The following is a 20,601-nucleotide window of genomic DNA, read 5'->3' as shown; positions in this document are numbered from 1 at the left end:
GGCGCAGCGGACGGGACTCGAACCCGCGACCCCCGGCGTGACAGGCCGGTATTCTAACCGACTGAACTACCGCTGCGCTAAACACTTGAAACGAATGGTGGGTGATGACGGGATCGAACCGCCGACATTCTGCTTGTAAGGCAGACGCTCTCCCAGCTGAGCTAATCACCCTTCGCTTCGGTGTGGCGCGCATTCTACGGAGCGACCCAACCTCTGGCAAGCACTTTTTTAAATAATTTTCTCAGGCCTTCCAAAGGCTTAGAGAAGGGTTGGCCTATGACCCGGCGAAGACAATAATGCCCCCCTTTGTATAAAGGAGAGACTCACCCCATGTGGTTCAAAAACCTGCTTATCTATCGCCTGACCCAAGATCTGCCTTTTGATGCCGAGGCGTTGGAAACTGCACTGGCCACCAAACTGGCGCGTCCATGTGCAAGCCAGGAGTTGACCACCTACGGTTTCGTCGCGCCCTTCGGCAAAGGCGAAGATGCACCGCTGGTACACGTCAGCGGAGACTTCCTGCTGATCGCCGCCCGTAAAGAAGAACGCATTCTGCCGGGCAGCGTCGTGCGTGACGCAGTGAAGGAAAAGGTCGAAGAGATCGAAGCCGAACAAATGCGCAAGGTCTATAAAAAGGAACGCGATCAGATCAAGGATGAAATCATCCAGGCCTTCCTGCCCCGCGCCTTTATCCGTCGCTCGTCGACCTTCGCCGCCATTGCGCCGAAACAGGGCCTGATCCTGGTGAACTCGGCCAGCCCGAAACGTGCCGAAGACCTGCTGTCCACCCTGCGTGAAGTGATCGGCTCGCTGCCGGTACGTCCGCTGACGGTGAAGATGTCGCCGACCGCAACCATGACCGAGTGGGTTACCACTCAGAAAGCCGCAGACGATTTCTTTGTGCTGGACGAGTGCGAACTGCGCGACACCCACGAAGACGGCGGCATCGTGCGTTGCAAGCGTCAGGACCTGACCAGCGAAGAAATCCAGCTGCACCTGAGCACCGGCAAAGTGGTCACTCAGCTGTCGCTGGCCTGGCAGGACAAACTGTCGTTCGTGCTCGACGACAAAATGGTGGTCAAGCGCCTGAAGTTCGAAGACCTGCTGCAAGATCAGGCGGAGCAGGACGGTGGCGACGAAGCACTGGGCCAACTGGACGCCAGCTTCACCCTGATGATGCTGACCTTCGGCGACTTCCTGCCGGCACTGGTTGAAGCGTTGGGCGGTGAAGAGACCCCACAGGGTATCTGATTGCCTTAGGGCGCCGGCCTTGATCGGCGGCGCCTGGTAAGAAAAGATCGCAGCCTTCAGCAGCTCCTACAGAGGATCGCATTTCAAATGTAGGAGCTGCCGAAGGCTGCGATCTTTTTGCAGGCAACCCAAGTTCCAAGCCCTACCCGCTTTTAAACACATAACAAGGATCAGGCCATGCGCGCACTCGCTGCATTGAGTCGTTTTGTCGGCAACACCTTCGCTTACTGGGTACTGATTTTCGCCATCGTGGCGTTTCTGCAGCCGGCCTGGTTCATCGGTTTGAAAGGCGCCATTGTGCCGCTGCTGGGGCTGGTGATGTTCGGCATGGGCCTGACCCTCAAGCTCGAAGACTTCGCCGAAGTCGCTCGCCATCCGTGGCGCGTGGCCCTGGGCGTGGTCGCCCACTTCGTGATCATGCCCGGCATGGCATGGTTACTCTGCCAGGTATTCCACCTGCCGCCAGAGATCGCCGTCGGGGTGATTCTGGTCGGCTGTTGCCCGAGCGGCACCTCGTCGAACGTGATGACCTGGCTGGCTCGCGGCGACCTGGCGTTGTCGGTGGCCATTGCCGCCGTCACCACCCTCCTCGCGCCATTGCTGACACCGGCGCTGATCTGGCTGCTGGCCTCGGCCTGGTTGCCGGTGTCGTTCATGGAGCTGTTCTGGTCGATCCTGCAAGTCGTGCTGTTGCCGATCGTACTTGGCGTGGTTGCCCAACGCGTACTCGGTGATCGGGTTCGTCACGCGGTAGAAGTGTTGCCGCTGGTATCGGTGGTGAACATCGTGATCATCGTCACGGCCGTGGTGGCCGCCAGCCAGGCGAAGATTGCCGAATCCGGTCTGCTGATCATGGCCGTGGTGATGCTGCACAACAGCTTCGGCTACTTGCTGGGTTACTTCACCGGGCGCCTGTTCAACCTGCCGCTGGCCCAGCGCAAATCCCTGGCACTGGAAGTCGGCATGCAGAACTCCGGTCTGGGTGCGGCACTGGCCAGTGCGCACTTCTCGCCGCTGGCGGCGGTGCCGAGCGCGCTGTTCAGCGTCTGGCACAACATTTCCGGGGCCCTGCTCTCGACGTATTTCCGTCGCATGAGCGAAAAAGAGGATCGGAAAATCGCTGCTCAGCAAGTGGCTGACTGATCCGAAAACTTGATCCTCGGGTTAATGATGGGCACTCTATCGCGCAACGCGGGGACGACCTCGCGGCTCGATCGAGTGCTTAATCCGGGGACGACCCCATCCATCGATGGAGGTCTTCCATGTCCTGGATCATTCTGTTTTTTGCCGGTCTGTTCGAAGTCGGCTGGGCCGTTGGCCTGAAATACACCGACGGCTTCAGCCGCCCTCTTCCCACCGCATTGACCGTTGCCGCCATGGCGATCAGCCTTGGCCTGCTGGGCCTTGCCATGAAGGAATTGCCGCTGGGCACGGCCTATGCGATCTGGACCGGCGTGGGTGCAGTGGGCACGGTGATCGCCGGGATCATTCTGTTTGGTGAATCCATGGCACTGTTTCGGCTGGCCAGTGTGGCACTGATCATTACCGGGTTGGTTGGGCTCAAGGTCAGCGCTTAGGCCACTGACGTCATCGCGGGCAAGCCCGCGATGACGCCCGCAAAGTCACCAACTATCTGACGGCCCCACGCAAATCCCCCACCAACGCCTGCAACTTAGCTGGCTCCGCCACTTCAACCGCCACCGCCGGCCCTGCCACCAAGGTCACCCGCGACCACAACCGACGGAACAAGCCCTTGTTCGGATCGCGGCTGAAGAAACTCCCCCACAACCCTTGCAACGCCAGCGGAATCACCGGCACCGGCGTTTCTTCGAGAATCCGCGTCAGCCCGCCCTTGAACTCGTTGATCTCGCCATCAGCGGTCAACTTGCCTTCAGGGAAAATACACACCAGCTCGCCATCCTTCAGATACTGGGCAATGCGGGTGAAGGCTTTTTCGTAGATTTGAATGTCTTCCTGGCGCCCGGCAATCGGAATTGCCCCGGCCGTGCGGAAGATGAAGTTCAGCACCGGCAGGTTGTAGATTTTGTAATACATCACAAAGCGAATCGGCCGACGCACGGCCCCACCGATCAGCAACGCATCGACGAACGACACATGGTTGCAAACCAGCAGCGCAGCACCCTCATCGGGAATCAGCTCGAGGTTGCGATGCTCGACGCGGTACATGGAATGGCCGAGCAGCCAGATCATGAAACGCATGCTGAACTCGGGGACAATTTTGAAGATGTACGCGTTGACGCCGATGTTCAGCAGCGACACCACCAGGAACAGCTGCGGGATCGACAGCTTGGCGATGCTCAGCAAGACGATCGACACAATCGCCGACACCACCATGAACAGGGCGTTGAGAATGTTGTTGGCGGCAATCACTCGGGCCCGTTCGTTCTCGACGGTGCGGGACTGGATCAGCGCATACAGCGGCACGATGTAGAAACCGCCGAAGACTCCCAGCCCGAGGATGTCGATCAACACCAGCCAGGTGTGACCGAAGCCAAGGATTTCGATCCAGCCATGGCCGGTAACGCTGTCCGGAATTCCACCGGAATGCCACCACAGCAACAGGCCAAATACGGTCAGGCCGAATGAGCCGAACGGCACCAGACCGATCTCGACTTTGCGCCCGGAGAGTTTCTCGCAAAGCATCGAACCCAGTGCAATACCGACCGAGAACACGGTAAGAATCAGCGTCACCACGGTCTCGTCGCCGTGCATCCATTCCTTGGCATACGCCGGGATTTGCGTCAGATAAATCGCCCCGACAAACCAGAACCATGAGTTGCCGACGATCGAACGCGAGACCGCAGGGGTTTGCCCCAGGCCCAGCTTCAACGTGGCCCAGGACTGGCTGAAGATATTCCAGTTCAGGCGCATTTGCGGCGATGCCGCCGCAGCTCGGGGAATGCTGCGGCTGGCCAGATAACCGAGCACCGCAATGCCGATGATTGCCGTGGACACCACCGGCGCGTAGTTGCTGGCGGACATCATGATGCCGGCGCCAATCGTCCCGGCGAGAATTGCCAGGAAGGTGCCCATTTCCACCAACCCGTTGCCACCCACCAGCTCTTCTTCGCGCAAGGCCTGCGGCAGGATCGAGTACTTCACCGGCCCGAACAGCGCCGAGTGGGTGCCCATGGCAAACAGCGCCAACAGCATCAGCGACAGGTGATCGAACATGAAACCGACCGCGCCCACCGTCATGATGACGATTTCCCCGAGCTTGATCAGACGGATCAGCGCGTCCTTGGCGAACTTCTCCCCGAACTGCCCGGCCAGCGCCGAGAACAGGAAGAACGGCAGGATAAACAGCAGCGCACACAGGTTGACCCAGATCGAACGGTCACCCTCGATGGTCAGCTTGTACAGAATGGCGAGGATCAGCGACTGCTTGAAGATGTTGTCGTTAAAGGCCCCAAGGGACTGCGTGACAAAAAAAGGCAGGAAGCGCCGAGTGCGAAGCAAGGTGAACTGCGAGGGGTGACTCATCTTCCATGTGTCCCTGATTTTTTTGGTAGAGGGTGGCGTGGATACTGTTATTGGAATGTCGAACGTCGATCCAGGCCACACACATTACCTAATCTTTGCCGGTTATTTCTTTAATCCTGCGATGCACGGTGAGACAAACAGTTCGCCCTTCCACGCGCCCTGCACCGTGCGTTTGGCGACAATCAGCCACATCACCGCCAGCATGGCCACCAACACGCAACCAAAGACACTGAAAAACGTCAGGTTCAAGGTGCTGGCCAGTTTCAGCGTAGTCAGGGAATAGACACCCAGCGGGAACGTGAAACCCCACCAGCCGAGATTGAACGGGATACCGGCGCGCAAGTAACGCACGGTGATCAGCAGTGCTATCAGCATCCACCAAAGCCCGAAGCCCCACAGCGTGATCCCGGCCACCAGCCCAAGGCCCTCAGCTATTTCACCGATCCCCGGCAGACTGTTGGCGGCAAAGATCGCCGGTGCGTCGGCGCCCATCAACAACATGCCCAGCGCACCCGTGCCAATCGGCCCAAGCGCCAGCCAGCTCGAGGCGGCCATGTTTTCGTGGGGCAATTTATGCAACGCCATGCGCAGCAACAGGATGGTCAGAATGCTGAACGCCACTGGCAGGGAAAAAGCCCAAAGCACGTAGCTGGTCACCAGCACCACTAACTGCGAATGAGCATCGGCGAGGTGCGGCGCCAGCAAGCCACCACTGGCAGCCGCCACTTCCGCCGCCACCACCGGCAACAGCCAGACAGCGGTCATCTGGTCGATGCTGTGCTCCTGACGGGTGAACATCATGTAGGGAATCAGTACGCCGCAGGCCAGCGACATCGCCACGTCCAGCCACCACAGCACTTCGGCGACATGAATCACACCGTCGCCCCAACGCGGCAGGCCGAACAGCAGAAAGCCATTGATGATGGTCGCCAGGCCCATGGGAATGGTGCCGAAAAACATCGAAACCGTGGAGTGGCCGAAAATCCGCCGCGCTTCGTCGAAGAACATGACCCAACGCGCGGCATACATGGCCGTGAACAACACAAACAGGCCAATATTTAATAGCCACAAGCCTTCGGCCAACGCATGCAGACCGGGAGTCGACACCGGCAGTTGCGCAAGCGCAAGCGCCAATACACCAGTGCCCATGGTCGCCGCGAACCAGTTCGGGGTGAATTGGCGGATGGCTTCTCTTGGGTGCTGCAGATGACTGAACGGCTTGATACCGGGTTTAACGCTACGGGTGCAGGTCATGGCGAACTCCTGTCCTCTAATGAGGTAGGCGCTCATGATAGATCCGAATAGAATATCGATATAACGGGTAATATCTCTAACTGTTATCTGTTTTGCAGATATAGCATCAGACGCTGCCTTCAGTCTCGATCACCAATATCCTCGCCACGCCCTGCGGATGAGCCACATGTTCGGTGCCCACCGAGGCATAAAAAATATCGCCGACCTCCAGCAGGGTTTCCTTTTCGAGGCCTGCTTCGCGATAACGCATCTGCACCTGACCGTCGAGCACCACGAACACTTCCTGGCCATCGTTGACGTGCCATTTATACGGCTGATCGGTCCAGTGCAAACGGGTGGTGATACCGTTCATGTTGGCGATGTCCAGCGCCGCCCAGGCGCGGTCACCGGTGAAGGATTTGCTGCGGATGATCTTCATGGGTCGGTCCGTCGAAATGAATGGCGGTGCCAAGGCTAACGGTCATCTGACATCGACGCCACAGACTTTGACAGACCGCTCACGAAGCAAGCCGATCAGCGCACCGAGCGACAGGATGATCAGTACCGCGCCGTAACCGTCGGTGGTCGCCACCAGCCCAAAGCTGCGGGTCAGATTACCGGCCAGCAACGACGGCAAGCAGAACGCCAGATAACTGAGCACATAAAACGCCGACATCAACCCGGCCCGCTCATGAGGCAAGGCCAGCGGCACGATGCTGCGCAAGGCGCCAAGGAAACCCGTACCGAATCCGCTGCCCGCCACCAGCGTGCCGAAGAAAAACAATGGCAGGCTGGCGCTGTGGACCGCCAGCAGAATCAGCGCAACGCCTGCGGGCAGCAAGCTCGCGCCCAGCAGCAAGACCTTGTCGGCCGGCCGATTGCGCAAGGTGTAGATCATCGAGGCACCGGTCACCGTCAACACGGCCACCGTCGCACCGCCAATCAGATTCGACGTCGACCCGGTGGCTGTCCGCACCAGAGACGGCGCCAGGGAGGCGAAAAAGCCGCCAAGCGCCCACACCGCGAGGTCAATCGGCAGCACCCGCCACAACATTCGCCGCGCCTGAATCGGCACATGCAGGGTCGGGCGCAGCGAGGCCCAGGCACCCGGTTGTCGACTGACGCTTTCCGGCAGACGCCAGACGTACAGCGCTTGCATCGCAAACAGCGCGAACAACACCCAATAGGTCAATTGCAGCGGCAGGGGCGCAAACTCGGCCAATAATCCGCAACCCATGGCCCCCAGCGCCATGCCCAGCAACGGCGCAACACTGTTGACCATCGGCCCTTGCTGGCGATCGGTGTCCAGCAACGCCGCACTCAAGACGGCGGTGGCCATTCCCGTCGCAAACCCCTGAAGTACTCGCGCACCGATCAACCAGGCGACGCTGTCGGCGTTGATGAACAGCAACATCGCCAGCATATTCAGCAACACAGCGGTAAAAATCACCGGTTTGCGCCCCAGATAATCCGACAGCGAACCGACCGTGAGCAGCGCCGCCAGCAAGCTGAGGGCGTAGACACCGAAAATCAGGGTCAGGGTCGCGGCTGAGAACTGCAGGTGCTCCTGATAGAGGTGATACAACGGGGTCGGCGCGGTGGAAGCGGCGAGAAAACTGAGTAAGGTGATCGCCAGAAACCACAGGCTGGAACGATTTGTCGCTGGAAGAGACATGAGCACACTCCGCAAAAGCTAATTTTTTGCTTTTGCGGAGTGTGCTACTGGTCAGCGCTTAAAGCAAATTCTTTGTGTTAAGGTCCGCCGCATGGCTATTAAAGAAGGTTTACGCCCTGGTGGCAGAAGTGCCAGGGTTCAAGAGTCGATTCATTCGGCTGTCCGCGCGCTCCTCGAAGAGCAGGACCGCGCCTGCGTGACTGTGCCGCAGATTGCTGCCCGGGCCGGGGTGACGCCGTCGACCATTTATCGGCGCTGGGGGGATTTGTCAGCACTGCTCGCTGATGTCGCCCTCGCCCGCATGCGCCCCGACAGTGAGCCGGCCAATACCGGCAGCTTACGCGGGGACGTGCGGGCTTGGGCCGAGCAGTATCTGGATGAAATGAGTTCCGAACCCGGGCGCAACATGATGCGCGACGTGCAATCCAGCGCCACGCCGGGCTATTGCGTGACGATCATTGGCGGGCAGTTGCAGACGATTCTGGATCGCTATCCCGATCAATCGCGGCCAAGTGTCGACCGGCTGATCAATATGGTGGTGGCACCGACGGTGTTTCGCATCCTGTTTGCGGCGCAGGCGCTGGAGGTTGAAGAGTTGCATCGGCTGATCGATATTGCGTTGAGTCAGTAACGCCGCGAAGAGACCCGAAAAGACACCAAAGATCCAACTGACTCCCAACCTGCGACACCCCGCCACGCCACGACCTTGGTCGACACTGACTAACTCAGGCGGTCATGCGAGACTGTCTGGATCGGGCGCAGTCCCGGATGTCTTTTGTCTGGAGTTCCCATGTCGCTGTCCACCGGGCTGATCGCCATTGTCGCCCTGGCCTATATGGCCATCCTGTTCGCCATCGCCTTTTACGGCGACCGTCGCAGCACGCCGCTGCCGCCACGGGTGCGTGCCTGGGTGTACAGCCTGTCGCTGGCGGTTTATTGCACCAGCTGGACGTTCTTTGGCGCCGTGGGCCAGGCAGCCGAACAACTCTGGGCCTTCCTGCCGATCTACCTCGGGCCGATCCTGCTGCTGGTGTGCGCGCCGTGGGTCCTGCAAAAAATGGTGATGATCAGCAAGCAGGAGAACATCACCTCCATCGCCGACTTCATCGCCGCCCGTTACGGTAAATCCCAGTCCCTGGCGGTAGTCGTCGCGCTGATCTGCCTGGTCGGCGTGCTGCCCTACATTGCCTTGCAACTCAAGGGCATCGTGCTGGGTGTAAACCTGTTGATCGGCGCCGGCGCCGACGCCATGGGCACGCGCGCGCAGGACACGGCGCTGATCGTCTCCCTGGTACTGGCGCTGTTCACCATCGTTTTCGGTACCCGCAACCTCGACGCCACGGAACACCACCGCGGCATGGTGCTGGCGATTGCCTTTGAATCGCTGGTCAAGCTGTTCGCTTTTCTCGCGGTCGGCGCGTTCGTGACCTACGGCCTGTACGACGGTTTCGACGACCTGTTCGACCAGGCCATGCTCGCCCCGCGCCTGGAAGAGTACTGGAAGGAAACCATCAACTGGCCGTCCATGGTAGTGCAGACCGGTGTGGCGATGATGGCGATCATCTGCCTGCCCCGGCAGTTCCACGTGACCGTGGTGGAAAACATCGACCCCCAGGATTTACGCCTGGCCAAGTGGGTGTTCCCGACGTATCTGGCGCTGGCCGCGCTTTTTGTGGTGCCGATTGCACTGGCCGGTCAGATGTTGCTACCCAGTTCGGTGCTGCCGGACTCATTCGTTATCAGCCTGCCTCTGGCCCAATCTCACCCTGCCCTGGCAATGCTGGCGTTTATCGGCGGCGCTTCGGCGGCGACCAGCATGGTGATTGTCGCCAGCGTGGCGCTGTCGACCATGCTCTCCAACGACATGCTGCTGCCATGGTTGCTGCGGCGCAACAACGCCGAACGGCCATTCGAAGTGTTCCGCCAGTGGATGCTTTCGGTGCGCCGGGTGAGCATTGTGGTCATTCTGCTGCTGGCCTACGTCAGCTATCGCCTGCTGGGCTCGACCGCGAGCCTGGCGACCATCGGCCAGATTGCCTTCGCCGCCGTGACCCAACTGGCCCCGGCCATGCTCGGCGCGCTGTACTGGAAACAGGCTAACCGCCGTGGCGTGTTCGCCGGTCTGGCCACCGGGACATTCCTCTGGTTCTACACCCTGGTGTTGCCGGTTGCCGCCAACAGCCTCGGCTTGCCCTTGAGCAGTTTTCCGGGCCTGGCCTGGCTGCAAAGCAATCCGCTGAACCTGCCGATCACGCCGCTGACTCAGGGCGTGGTGTTGTCCCTGGCGGGTAACTTCACCTTGTTCGCCTGGGTCTCGGTGCTGTCACGCACACGGGTTTCGGAGCACTGGCAGGCCGGTCGTTTCATCGGCCAGGAAATCAGCCCCCGCCCCAGCGCCCGCTCGATGCTGGCGGTACAGATCGACGATTTGCTGCAACTGGCTGCCCGGTTTGTCGGCGAAGAACGGGCCCGTCAGAGCTTCATCCGTTTCGCCTACCGCCAGGGCAAAGGCTTCAACCCGAACCAGAACGCCGACGGTGAATGGATCGCCCATACCGAACGCTTGCTGGCGGGTGTACTCGGCGCCTCTTCGACTCGGGCGGTGGTAAAAGCCGCCATCGAAGGTCGGGAAATGCAACTGGAGGACGTCGTACGGATCGCCGACGAAACCTCGGAAGTGCTGCAATTCAACCGCGCCCTGCTGCAAGGCGCCATCGAGAACATCACCCAGGGCATCAGCGTGATCGACCAGTCGCTGAAACTGGTGGCCTGGAACCGGCGCTACCTGGAGCTGTTCAACTACCCCGACGGTTTGATCAGCGTCGGCCGACCGATTGCCGACATCATTCGCTACAACGCCGAACGCGGCCTGTGTGGCCCCGGCGAAGCGGAAGTGCATGTCGCCCGTCGCTTGCACTGGATGCGTCAGGGCCGCGCCCATACCTCCGAGCGACTGTTCCCCAACGGCCGAGTGATCGAACTGATCGGCAACCCGATGCCCGGCGGCGGTTTCGTCATGAGTTTCACCGACATTACCGCGTTCCGCGAAGCCGAGCAGGCGCTGACCGAAGCCAATGAAGGCCTTGAGCGGCGGGTCGCCGAACGGACCCACGAACTGTCGCAACTCAACCTTGCCCTGACCGAAGCCAAGGGCACCGCCGAATCGGCCAACCAGTCGAAAACGCGTTTCCTGGCCGCCGTCAGCCATGACTTGATGCAACCGCTGAACGCCGCGCGGCTGTTCTCCGCCGCCCTCTCCCATCAGGAAGAGGGTTTGTCCAGCGAAGCGCAGAAGCTGGTTCATCACCTGGACAGCTCACTGCGTTCGGCCGAAGACCTGATCAGTGATCTGCTGGATATTTCCCGTCTGGAAAGCGGCAAGATCAACCCTGATCGCAGGCCCTTCGTGCTCAATGAGTTGTTTGACACGCTGGGAGCCGAGTTCAAGGCACTTGCTCAGGAACAGGGGCTGAAATTCCGCGTCCGGGGCAGCACGCTACGGGTCGACAGCGACATAAAACTGCTGCGACGGATCTTGCAGAACTTCCTGACCAATGCCTTCCGCTACGCCAGAGGCCCCGTGCTGCTCGGCGTTCGGCGGCGCAACGGCGAGCTGTGCCTGGAGGTCTGGGACCGTGGACCGGGTATTCCGAAAGACAAACAACAGGTGATTTTCGAAGAGTTCAAACGCCTCGACAGCCACCAGACCCGGGCCGAGAAAGGCCTGGGCCTGGGGCTGGCGATTGCCGATGGACTGTGCCGCGTGCTCGGTCACACTTTGCGCGTACGCTCCTGGCCGGGGCGCGGCAGTGTATTCAGTGTCAGCGTGCCGTTGGCTCGGGCACAAGCCGCGGTGCCGGCCAAGGTTGCCGAACTCAATGGCCATTTGCTCGGCGGCGCACAGGTGCTGTGCATTGATAACGAGGACAGCATCCTGATCGGCATGAACAGCCTGCTCACGCGCTGGGGTTGCCAGGTCTGGACCGCGCGCAACCGTGATGAATGCGCGACGCTGCTCAACGACGGGATGCGCCCGCAGTTGGCGCTGGTGGATTACCACCTGGACGATGGCGAGACCGGAACCGACTTGATGGCGTGGTTGCGCACGCAATTGGGCGAGCCGGTGCCGGGGGTGGTGATCAGCGCCGATGGACGGCCGGAGACCGTGGCCCAGGTGCATGCAGCGGGCCTGGATTACCTGGCCAAACCGGTGAAGCCGGCGGCGTTGCGGGCGTTGTTGAGTCGGCATTTGCCGTTGTAATAAATGCGTCTGGCTAGCCCAGAACCCGTGGCGAGGGAGCTTGCTCCCGCTAGACTGCGCAGCAGTCGCAAAACACGCAACGCGGATTGCTTTACGGGAAACGGGGGCTGCTGCGCAGCCCAACGGGAGCAAGCTCCCTCGCCACAGCAAGCCCCCTCGCCACAGATGCCATCGAAAAAGATGGCTTATTCGGGCAACTCGGCCAAGCCATCGACATCCGTCATGGCCCGCTCCAGCAGGTCCGCCGGCAAGCTCTTGCTGGCCCGCGCGCCAAGCAATTTGAGCTGTTCGCTGCGACTGACCAGGTTGCCACGGCCTTCTGTCAGCTTATTGCGGGCAGAGCTGTAGGCTTTGTCCAGTTGCTGCAAGCGATTGCCAACCTCATCCAGATCCTGAATGAACAACACGAACTTGTCGTACAGCCACCCGGCGCGCTCGGCGATTTCCCGAGCGTTCTGGCTCTGGCGCTCCTGCTTCCACAGGCTGTCGATGACCCGCAAAGTGGCCAGCAACGTGGTCGGGCTGACGATCACGATGTTGCGGTCGAAGGCCTCCTGAAACAACGTCGGCTCTGCCTGTAACGCCGCGGAAAACGCCGCTTCGATCGGGACGAAAAGCAGGACGAAATCCAGGCTGTGCAACCCGTCGAGCCGCTTGTAGTCCTTGCCGGCCAGGCCTTTGACATGATTGCGCAGGGACAGCACGTGCTGCTTGATGGCGATCTGGCCGATGCCGTCGTCTTCGGCGGCCACATATTGCTGATAAGCCGTGAGGCTGACCTTGGAATCGACCACGACCTGCTTGTCGCCAGGCAGGTAAATAATCACATCCGGCTGGAATCGCTCACCGTCCGGCCCCTTCAGATTGACCTGGGTCTGGTACTCGCGCCCCTTCTCCAGGCCCGCGTGTTCAAGCACCCGCTCAAGAATCAGTTCACCCCAGTTGCCTTGGGTTTTCTGCCCTTTCAAGGCGCGGGTGAGGTTGGTGGCTTCGTCGCTCAGGCGCAGGTTCAGTTGTTGCAGACGCTCCAGTTCCTTGGCCAGGGAAAAGCGTTCGCGGGCTTCGGCCTGATAACTTTCCTCGACGCGCTTTTCGAACGACTGGATGCGCTCCTTCAACGGATCGAGCAATTGCCCCAGACGCTGCTGACTGGTTTCGGCAAAACGCTGTTCGCGCTCGTCGAAGATCTTGCCCGCCAGCTCGGCGAATTGCGCTCGCAGTTCGTCTCGCGAGCCTTGCAGGTCGTTGAGGCGCTGCTGATGGCTTTCCTGCTGCTCACGCAACTCGGCGTTGAGGGAGGCAGCCTGAGCGTCCAGGCGACGCAACTCAGCTTCTTTGCCGGCACGTTCGATGTTCCAGGCGTGGGCTGCGTCGCGGGCATCGTCGCGTTCGATCTGCAGCAATTCGACTTCACGGCGCAGGGCTGCCAGATCGGCTTGTTTGGCGGCGTTGGCCTGGCTCAGGTCAGCGACTTCATCACGGCAGGTGTCGAGCTGGGCGTTCAAGCCATCCTGCGTCAGCTGGGCCATGGCCAGGCGCTCTTCCAGCAATGCCAGTTCGGCCTGCCCCGTACTCGCCCGACGCTGAAGTTGCCAGGCCAGTACCAGCAACGGCAGTGCAGCGCCCGCCAGCCCCAGCAATGCGCTGGTCAAGTCCATCGCCATAGCCACTCCTGCCGATTAGATAAAGCGTGAAGGTTAACCAAGGCGTCAGGTCTTGGACAGCTCAGTCTTCGATCAGGCCGAGTTCCTGCTGGGCGCGTCGGTCCCCTGCGCGCGCAGCCTGGCGCAACAGGTCCTGGCCAATACGGCGATCCCGGGCATTCCCGCATTCGCGGCACATCAATTGGCCGAGGCGGCTTTGCGCGGCCACTACGCCTTCACGGGCAGGTTGCTTGAGTAAACGTCCGGCGAAGTGTTTGACGTTGGGGTTTTCGCCCAGGCGCGGGCTGTCCAGTAGCCACTCGGCCACACGCATCGAAAAGCGCTTGGGTGGGTTAATGCTGGAGGGTGCTGAGGCAGGAGAGACTGGTACTGAGCGAAACTTCATAAAGCACTGTGGGGCAGATCGGAAGGCGCGCCACTCTACTCTTTTTTTCGCACAGGTAAAGTCGAGAAAAGCCTGCACGCCCGTCCTAGAGCAAGCGCTCGGGACAATCCACAGAAGCTGTGGATAACTCAGTGGACAACCGCCCTTGAAGTCGCGCAAAGCCGTGTGGAATGGGGCTCGCAGTCAAACTGACGATTTTTTCACCAGTAAAAAAAAGCGATGTTTTTCATTGACTTAAATTTTCGTTACAGGCACCCACCCTCGGTGAAGCGAGGATGACAGTGGGATGACAGTCCGCGCAACTAATGTGCACAAGTACCTGCGAGGCGGTTATATCGGTGCGCTTTTTCGGCGCGTTTTTACGGTGACGCCTGGGGATAAACCCGGCAACCCGCGCCGCAGATTGATCCTGGCTCGATCGCCCTCTCGGATCAACGGCCGTTTTTTGGGCAATTGCGGGGCACGTGTCGGCCGATGACATTTTCCGACAGCACTTGCGGATGTGGTCGGCCGGCACTTCAGTGTTTTTTTGCGAGCAGGCTTCCCTTCGGCCATTCAATCCGTTAGTATCCGCGGCGTTAGTACCAAGCTGAAAGTCAATTCTGGTCGAACAAATCCCCCCGGTCAGCCTTCCCTGAGAGAAGCCTTCACCGACAAAGCGGGATCGACCACCTCGATGGTTTCCAGGTAAATCTTGCGTCAACACAGCCTTTGAATCGAAAGCAAAGGGTGTTGCGAAGTTCACTTACTCTGACCGAACCAACCTGCAAATTGATCAGGATCTTCACCCCGGGCCCAGAACCTTTGCCCCTGATGTGTTGCCTGCCCTCCTAAGTACCTACCTGCCAGCCCAAGCGCGCCAACTTATCAGCGCTTCAAACTGGCTGCTTTGTTCCAGTCGGGTTCTTCGTTCGACCAATGGTGGTCGTCGTCACTGGAACGTTTTAATTTTGCACGGTTCTTATCCGTGTCGCTTGTAGGAACACCCGATTATGTCTACTCAAATCCACACTCAGGATGCCATTCGCACCCTAACCAACGCTTTTGCTCCAATGAACTGCCTGATCATGGCCGCTCGCAAAGGCTGCTTCAGCTTCACTCTGGTCAACGAACACGGCATCGCTCGTCACAGCGAACGCCTGTACCCCGATCAATACTCCAGCGCCGAGCCGCTGCAGGCTGTGATCGAGCGTACTCGCCAGGCACTGGTTGCCTGAGACGCCAGAAAGGCTGAAAACCTCAAAAGCCCTGCTGAAAAGCGTAATGCTGCTCACTTAAGCGGAGCAGCCTTACGGTCCACTGGAAACCGGGGCTTTGATATTTTCACCGTCCCTGGCCTTGAAGGCCTTGGACGGTGATTCAGAAACACCCCTCCGATACCGGTTCTTAACCCTGCCAATCATCCGTCTGTACCTGAAATCGGGTTGTCCGCGGCCATCACGATCAGTTGCACGGCAATGTCCCCGCACAACCGCCGGATCTACGCACAAGATTACGCCCATGCTGGGCGCACCATAAAAATCCGATGCCAGAGGTCTGGCATCGGATTTTCGAGGAAGTCCGGCTGAGGCTCAAATACTCAAGTGAACAGCATTACGGTCAGGCGAAACACTCGCTCCCTATCAGGTGAGCGGTTTGCGCAGCAGGATATCGACCGCGAAGACGCCCAGGACAGTCCCGGACACCCAGCGTTGGGTGCGCATGGCAGAAGGTCGCTTGGCCAGGAATCCACTGACCCGGGAGGCGGCGAGAACGATCATGCCGTTCACGGTGACGGCAATGGTGATCTGTACCAACCCCATCTGGATGAATTGCTGGAAGGTAGATCCTGCGGAAGGGTCGATGAACTGCGGGATCAGCGCGGAATACATCAGCGCAATCTTCGGATTCAGCAGGTTCGTCACAAGCCCCATGGTGAACAGCCGTCTCCGCGAGTGAGGTGGCAGCTCCCGCGCCTCGAAGGGGGAACTCCCCCTGGGCTTCAGCATGTTCCAGGCCAGATAGCCCAGATAAAATGCGCCTGCGATCCTGACGACATCGTAGGCGACTGGCACTGCCTTGAACAAAGCGGCCAGTCCCAGTCCCGCCGCCAACAAGTAGCACACGAAGCCTAGCGCCACACCCGCCAGCGAAATCATCCCGGCCAGCCGCCCCTGGGAAATCGCCCGCGAGGTCAGGTAGACCATGTTGGGACCCGGTGTCAGCACCATGCCCAAGGAGATGATGGCCACACCGGCCAGGCTTTCCAGCGCCATCATTGGCGTGCTCCATCGTTCAAAGGGGATGTATCGGCCCGCTGCGGCTCGAACCAGCCGAGGCTGCCGCGGAACAGCGCATGCTGAGCACGCTGTGCCACTGGCCGAACCACGATTTCATCGACATTAACATGTGCAGGCTGATCGGCAACCCAAGCCACAACCTGGGCGACATCGTCCGCGCTCAAAGGCCGGTCGACATCCTTGTAGAGGGCACTGACCCGTTCGGCGTCGCCGCGAAAACGATTCAAGGAAAACTCTGGCGTATGCACCATGCCGGGGAGCACTTCGGTGATGCGCACCGGTATACCCTTCATCTCCAGTCGCAAGGAATGGGTCAGTGCGCGCTGGGCACTCTTGGCCGCGCAATAGCCGCCTCCCCCCTCATATCCGGCTAGCGCAGCCGTTGAGGTGATATTGATGATGCACCCTTGGGACGCGATGAGCCGAGGCAATAGCAGTTGGGTCATCCGCAAAGTCCCAAGGACGTTACTGTTGAACATGTTCGTCCAGTCCTCGGCACTGGCCGCGTCTACCCCATCCAGGCCGATCGCCCCGCCCGCACAGTTCACCAGAAGATCGCACTCGAAAACCTGCACCAAGTCCTCCTCTCGCGCCTGTGTCACATCCAGCACAATGGCGCGTCCGCCGGTTTCGCCGGCAATCTGCTCGAGCCGATCCCCCCTGCGCGCCACAAGGAATACCCGCCAACCACGACTGGCCAAGGTACGAGCGCATGCCTCGCCAATGCCACTGCTTGCACCGGTAACAACTGCTGTTTTCAAGATTGAGCTCCCCATGCTTCGGATAACTGTTCGAAGATCTTCCCCACGTCACGTACCAGCGCGGGACGATCGAAGCTGCGCAGCCGAAGGCGCGTGCCAGCGCCCTCATAAACACCGCTGGCGAAGCGATCCAGGTTCTGCGGCTGAGCCCAGTACAGGGTACCCAAGCCTTCACGCGGCGAGCTGTTGCGGCGGGCGATCACCCATGCCCCCCGCTCGCGGTGCAATGGCCTGCCCTCCTTGCTAAGGCTGCGCGCAAGGTCCCGGTAGCGGGTAGACGCCCCGGTCTGGATTTCCCAAGCGATCCCCAGCAGGTCGATATCCCTCACCTCTCGCCAGAGGAACGGGATTTCGGCGCCACCGACCCGGGCACCGATTTCCAGGAACAGCAATTTGTCATCCAGGTCGAACAGTTCGAGGTGGAAGACGATTTCTCGCTCAGGCGCGAAGACCGCCAGCAGTTGTTCGACGCGCCCCGCAATCCGCCGTTCGTTGTCGCCCTCCTCGAGTTCGATACTGCCCAGCGGGCTATCCGGACCGAAATCGGCACAGCTGTTCACATAACGCGACGCCGTGACTACCACAATCCGTTGCCCATCCCACCAGCCGTCAACGTGCAGGATGGGGGCCGCGCAGCAAGCCTGGACCATCATCGGCTCCTTGGCCTGCCCGATCTGATCAAGATCCCTTGGGCCGCGAAGAAACTTTACGCCGCGACTCGCCGTGCCGTAGCGCGGCTTGAGCACCAGCGGATAGCCGTGTTCAGCAGCCAGTCGCTCCACCGCTTCGCGGGAATCGGCAGGCGAAGCAGGCAACACGCCGATCGACGATTGCCGGCCTGCGACCTCCAGCATGGTGAGCTTGTCGCGGAACCGCTCGGTCCACGCGACAAGATCTCCCGGTACCTGCCATCGCTCACGGATAGAAGCCGCATTGAGCAGGTCGCCCTCATTGAGGGCAACCACCAGCGCTGGAACCCCATGTTGCTCGACCAGACGCTCGGCCTCAGCCATGACCGCCTCAGCATCGTCCAGTGAGACGAGCACCGAGCTTGACGCCAGGCGCTCGCTCGGCAGGGACGCGCAGGATTCGGGCGTACAGATCGCCCGAATCTGCATTCCTGCCGGCAGTTCGTATCGGTCGTATAGCGCTTGGCTACCGACCCAACGGTGCAAGCAGAGGACATATTTCATGCCGTGGGATCCACGATGAAGTTGACCGCCGCTACCAGTTCGTCACCGATACGCACGGCATCCTCGCGCGAGGTGCCTGTTGCCAGGACATACCCTGAAACGCAGTCGGCAACGGTGTCGAGCGGTGGAATCGTATCGCCCTCATGCTTCTGGATGACTACGGCACGCTCGGCTGCGCCCAGTTCGAACAGGAACGGCAAGAACACCCGTGGAGTCTCGCCTGACTTGGTATGGCGCACATCGACGTCAGGCTTGAGATCGAGCTCGACCTTTCTGACCTTGCCAGGTGTCGGTACGAAGAACTGGATCGCGGCACCCGCTTTCGGCTCGGGCGACACTTGCGGCAGAGTGTCGATACCCAGCGGCACAGTCAGGAACATGCGGTTCAGGTCCAGGCCGAACGCACGCCGCACCAGTTCAGGGGCACCCGAGCCCGCCAGGCGAGCATGGGATTCGAGTACACGAGGCCCCTTGGGGGTCAGCACGAACTCGCTATGGGAGGGCCCCTCTTCCAGTTCTACCGCGTCGAGCAGGCGGCAGGTCATTTCCTTCAGCTCGCTCAGCCATTTCCTGGCCTCGGTGCTCGGCGTGCTGACTTCCCACTCAACGTATTTGTCGTTCATGCGGTACTGGGAGTAACCAATGGGAAGGTGGCGCCTCTTGAACGAGAAGGAGTCGACGCTGACGACCGGCCCCTCCAGGTACTCCTCGATGATAATGTGCTTGACGTCGGCATCCTGAAGCGCCTGCCAGGCCTTGGAAGCAGAGGCTGCGTCATCGCAGGGATGGATATGCAGGCTGGCCACGCCTTCGGCGGGCTTGAGAACCGACTTGCCATGCTCTTTGACGAACGCGACGGCATCCTGCGCACTGGTGACATGGCGATAGGCAACCGGGCTCAGGTTGTGCTCGACCAGCAACTCGCGCATGGCCACTTTGTCCTTGAGCAGGCGCGCAGTCTTATAGGAAACCCCGGTGAGACCGAAGTGATCGACCACTTTGCCCGTTGACTCGCCTGCCACTTCGGTAGTGGTCATGATGCGATCGAACGGACGGTCGCGGTGCAGGGGCTCGAGGACCTTGATGATGGCCTCGGCGTCGTCAATCCTGGCATGCACCACCTGTTCGCAATGGGCGAGGATTTCCTGCTCGTAGTCACCCTCCTGATGCACCAGCACTACGTCGATGCCCAGCTCCTTGGCACCGTGAATGGGCGAGGGACGACCACCGACTACTGCGATACGCTTATTCATGCATGAACTCCCTGTCTACTGTGATGTTTGTTGTGTGATGGTTCTTGAAGCAAAGGCTCAACTGCCGTACACCCGGCGCAGCCAGCGCGCCTTGCCGTTGAGCAGAGGCTGGAACGCCTTGCGCCGGTGCAGCACGCGGGCATTTTTGAAAATGAAGAAGTCGCCTGGTTGCAACACCACCTCTATACCCTGGGCATCGCGCAGGCACTGGCGCAGGAGCCCAAGTGCCTTTTCGCTGTCCAGGTCGAGGGCGGCCACGATGCCATCGTCAAAGCGCAGGCGATAACCGCCCTCGTCGTGCTCCAGCACCGGCAGCACCCTCGGCTGGCCATCGAAGCCCTCGTTGGAGGCAGGGGCACCAAAGGTGTAGGCAGACTTCTGCAACTGGGCGATCGCCCAGCCGGGCAGCTTTGAAAGGACATGATCCACACAAACAATGTCGGTGGAGGCGCCTTCAAAGTTGCGCACGGCGGTAAAGGCCAAAAAGTTCGGCACGGCGGTCGCGACATTTCGGCTTTGATCGGCGAAGGGCCAGTTGGGATTGTCGGTGTGCCAGAAAAACTCCACATCCGCGCCCCAAGAGCTGGTGGTGCCCGCGGCCTCCGGAACCGGAACGACGTTTCTGACCAGCTTGCCGAAGTTCTCATACTCGACTGCATGCGGCCTGACACCCAGCAGCCGCAACATGCCAAAGTGCAGCAGATCGAAGTCAAGAACACACTCGGCGTTGGGCAGGAAACCATTGCGCGGCGTCGCGACGTCCGTAGAGAGCGAAATGCCTCTGATGAGCAGCGCTTTGTGCGGGCTGTCAGGAAATGCGCGAATTGCCTCGACGATGTCCCGGCCCAACACTGTGCCGAGCCAGTCCCCGCCGACTGCTCCCACACTCTCAGCGCAGTGCGGCGTTTCGGCCAGCCTCACGCGACAGCCCTCCAGCCCGGTCAGGTCGGGATCATTGACGACCACCACCTGTACCAATGAAGCCTCCTGAACATCCATGGCCATGACGCTCATGATTTGCGGTTCAGGTATGAGGTGACCTTGGGGTCCGGCTGATGGGCGAACGCCTTGGTTCGTCGGATAAACATCCCCAACGGCAGGATCAGGTAGAGCAGAACATAATCCATAGTGCACCTTCCCTA

Annotated in this window: 17 protein-coding genes and 2 tRNA genes; 6 read left to right on the top strand and 13 right to left on the bottom strand. The window is 60.2% G+C overall.

Features of this window, described 5'->3' with window-relative positions:
• Window positions 1–2 precede the first annotated feature (2 nt).
• Window positions 3–76: transfer RNA gene (locus tag AC07V0_RS17050), tRNA-Asp, on the bottom strand.
• A gap of 19 nt (window positions 77–95) precedes the next feature.
• A tRNA-Val gene (locus AC07V0_RS17045) sits at window positions 96–171 on the bottom strand.
• Between the two features lie 159 nt (window positions 172–330).
• Here AC07V0_RS17045 and rdgC point away from each other — a divergent pair.
• The 3 genes from rdgC to sugE all read left to right on the top strand — a co-directional run bounded on the left by rdgC (window position 331) and on the right by sugE (window position 2,828).
• A complete protein-coding gene (gene rdgC, locus AC07V0_RS17040) occupies window positions 331–1,251 on the top strand; it encodes a recombination-associated protein RdgC (protein WP_007936132.1) in 921 nt (306 codons plus the stop codon).
• Between the two features lie 177 nt (window positions 1,252–1,428).
• Window positions 1,429–2,394 (top strand): bile acid:sodium symporter family protein, encoded by a 966-nt coding sequence (locus AC07V0_RS17035; RefSeq protein ID WP_495019696.1) that lies wholly within the window; start codon window positions 1,429–1,431, stop codon window positions 2,392–2,394.
• A gap of 119 nt (window positions 2,395–2,513) precedes the next feature.
• On the top strand, window positions 2,514–2,828 hold the full coding sequence (gene sugE, locus AC07V0_RS17030; RefSeq protein WP_018925158.1) for a quaternary ammonium compound efflux SMR transporter SugE: 315 nt from the start codon (window positions 2,514–2,516) through the stop codon (window positions 2,826–2,828).
• A gap of 52 nt (window positions 2,829–2,880) precedes the next feature.
• On the opposite strand, the gene AC07V0_RS17025 is transcribed toward sugE, so the two are convergent.
• The 4 genes from AC07V0_RS17025 to AC07V0_RS17010 all read right to left on the bottom strand — a co-directional run bounded on the left by AC07V0_RS17025 (window position 2,881) and on the right by AC07V0_RS17010 (window position 7,663).
• On the bottom strand, window positions 2,881–4,755 hold the full coding sequence (locus AC07V0_RS17025) for an MFS transporter (protein ID WP_086945820.1): 1,875 nt from the start codon (window positions 4,753–4,755) through the stop codon (window positions 2,881–2,883).
• A 102-nt stretch (window positions 4,756–4,857) separates the two neighbouring features.
• Window positions 4,858–6,009 carry a TDT family transporter gene (locus AC07V0_RS17020; protein WP_086945821.1) on the bottom strand — a complete coding sequence of 384 codons (1,152 nt, stop codon included), beginning with the start codon at window positions 6,007–6,009 and terminating at the stop codon, window positions 4,858–4,860.
• A gap of 106 nt (window positions 6,010–6,115) precedes the next feature.
• Window positions 6,116–6,427, bottom strand: coding sequence for a cupin domain-containing protein (locus AC07V0_RS17015; RefSeq protein ID WP_007936125.1), 312 nt, complete (start codon window positions 6,425–6,427; stop codon window positions 6,116–6,118).
• A 42-nt stretch (window positions 6,428–6,469) separates the two neighbouring features.
• Entirely contained in the window at window positions 6,470–7,663 is a 1,194-nt protein-coding gene (locus AC07V0_RS17010) for an MFS transporter (RefSeq protein ID WP_086945822.1), read from the bottom strand.
• Window positions 7,664–7,754: 91 nt separating this feature from the next.
• On the opposite strand from AC07V0_RS17010, the gene AC07V0_RS17005 reads away from it, so the two are divergent.
• The gene (locus tag AC07V0_RS17005) at window positions 7,755–8,294 is read left to right on the top strand and encodes a TetR/AcrR family transcriptional regulator (RefSeq protein ID WP_086945823.1); all 540 of its coding nucleotides are present in this window, start codon (window positions 7,755–7,757) and stop codon (window positions 8,292–8,294) included.
• 159 nt (window positions 8,295–8,453) lie between these two features.
• On the top strand, window positions 8,454–11,924 hold the full coding sequence (locus AC07V0_RS17000; protein ID WP_495019695.1) for a hybrid sensor histidine kinase/response regulator: 3,471 nt from the start codon (window positions 8,454–8,456) through the stop codon (window positions 11,922–11,924).
• 185 nt (window positions 11,925–12,109) lie between these two features.
• Here AC07V0_RS17000 and AC07V0_RS16995 read toward each other — a convergent pair whose 3' ends face one another.
• Both AC07V0_RS16995 and AC07V0_RS16990 read right to left on the bottom strand, forming a co-directional pair.
• Entirely contained in the window at window positions 12,110–13,474 is a 1,365-nt protein-coding gene (locus AC07V0_RS16995; RefSeq protein ID WP_169342498.1) for a DNA recombination protein RmuC, read from the bottom strand.
• A 175-nt stretch (window positions 13,475–13,649) separates the two neighbouring features.
• On the bottom strand, window positions 13,650–13,973 hold the full coding sequence (locus AC07V0_RS16990; RefSeq protein ID WP_082920890.1) for an SEL1-like repeat protein: 324 nt from the start codon (window positions 13,971–13,973) through the stop codon (window positions 13,650–13,652).
• Between the two features lie 992 nt (window positions 13,974–14,965).
• Between AC07V0_RS16990 and AC07V0_RS16985 the strand changes: the two genes are divergently transcribed.
• Window positions 14,966–15,190, top strand: coding sequence for a hypothetical protein (locus tag AC07V0_RS16985; RefSeq protein WP_007898912.1), 225 nt, complete (start codon window positions 14,966–14,968; stop codon window positions 15,188–15,190).
• A gap of 405 nt (window positions 15,191–15,595) precedes the next feature.
• Here the strand turns inward: AC07V0_RS16985 and AC07V0_RS16980 are convergent, their stop codons facing one another.
• Genes AC07V0_RS16980 through AC07V0_RS16960 form a run of 5 tightly spaced genes read right to left on the bottom strand, consistent with a single transcriptional unit; the run spans window position 15,596 to window position 20,473 of the window.
• On the bottom strand, window positions 15,596–16,231 hold the full coding sequence (locus AC07V0_RS16980) for a LysE family translocator (protein WP_018925150.1): 636 nt from the start codon (window positions 16,229–16,231) through the stop codon (window positions 15,596–15,598).
• Window positions 16,228–17,013: an SDR family oxidoreductase gene (locus AC07V0_RS16975; RefSeq protein ID WP_018925149.1), complete on the bottom strand. Its 786-nt coding sequence runs from the start codon at window positions 17,011–17,013 to the stop codon at window positions 16,228–16,230. Before AC07V0_RS16975 ends, AC07V0_RS16980 begins: the two co-directional genes overlap by 4 nt.
• Complete coding sequence (locus AC07V0_RS16970; protein ID WP_086945825.1) at window positions 17,010–18,206, bottom strand: ATP-grasp domain-containing protein; 1,197 nt, start codon at window positions 18,204–18,206, stop codon at window positions 17,010–17,012. Before AC07V0_RS16970 ends, AC07V0_RS16975 begins: the two co-directional genes overlap by 4 nt.
• Window positions 18,203–19,459, bottom strand: a complete 1,257-nt coding sequence (locus AC07V0_RS16965; RefSeq protein ID WP_086945826.1) for an ATP-grasp domain-containing protein — start codon at window positions 19,457–19,459, stop codon at window positions 18,203–18,205. The genes AC07V0_RS16970 and AC07V0_RS16965 overlap by 4 nt, the downstream gene beginning before the upstream one ends.
• Before the next feature lie 57 nt (window positions 19,460–19,516).
• On the bottom strand, window positions 19,517–20,473 hold the full coding sequence (locus AC07V0_RS16960; protein ID WP_064619327.1) for a TauD/TfdA family dioxygenase: 957 nt from the start codon (window positions 20,471–20,473) through the stop codon (window positions 19,517–19,519).
• Window positions 20,474–20,601: the final 128 nt, after the last annotated feature.

This window comes from Pseudomonas sp. GW821-FHT01E10, from assembly GCF_059422365.1.
This window is presented reverse-complemented; position numbering and strand designations above follow the sequence as displayed.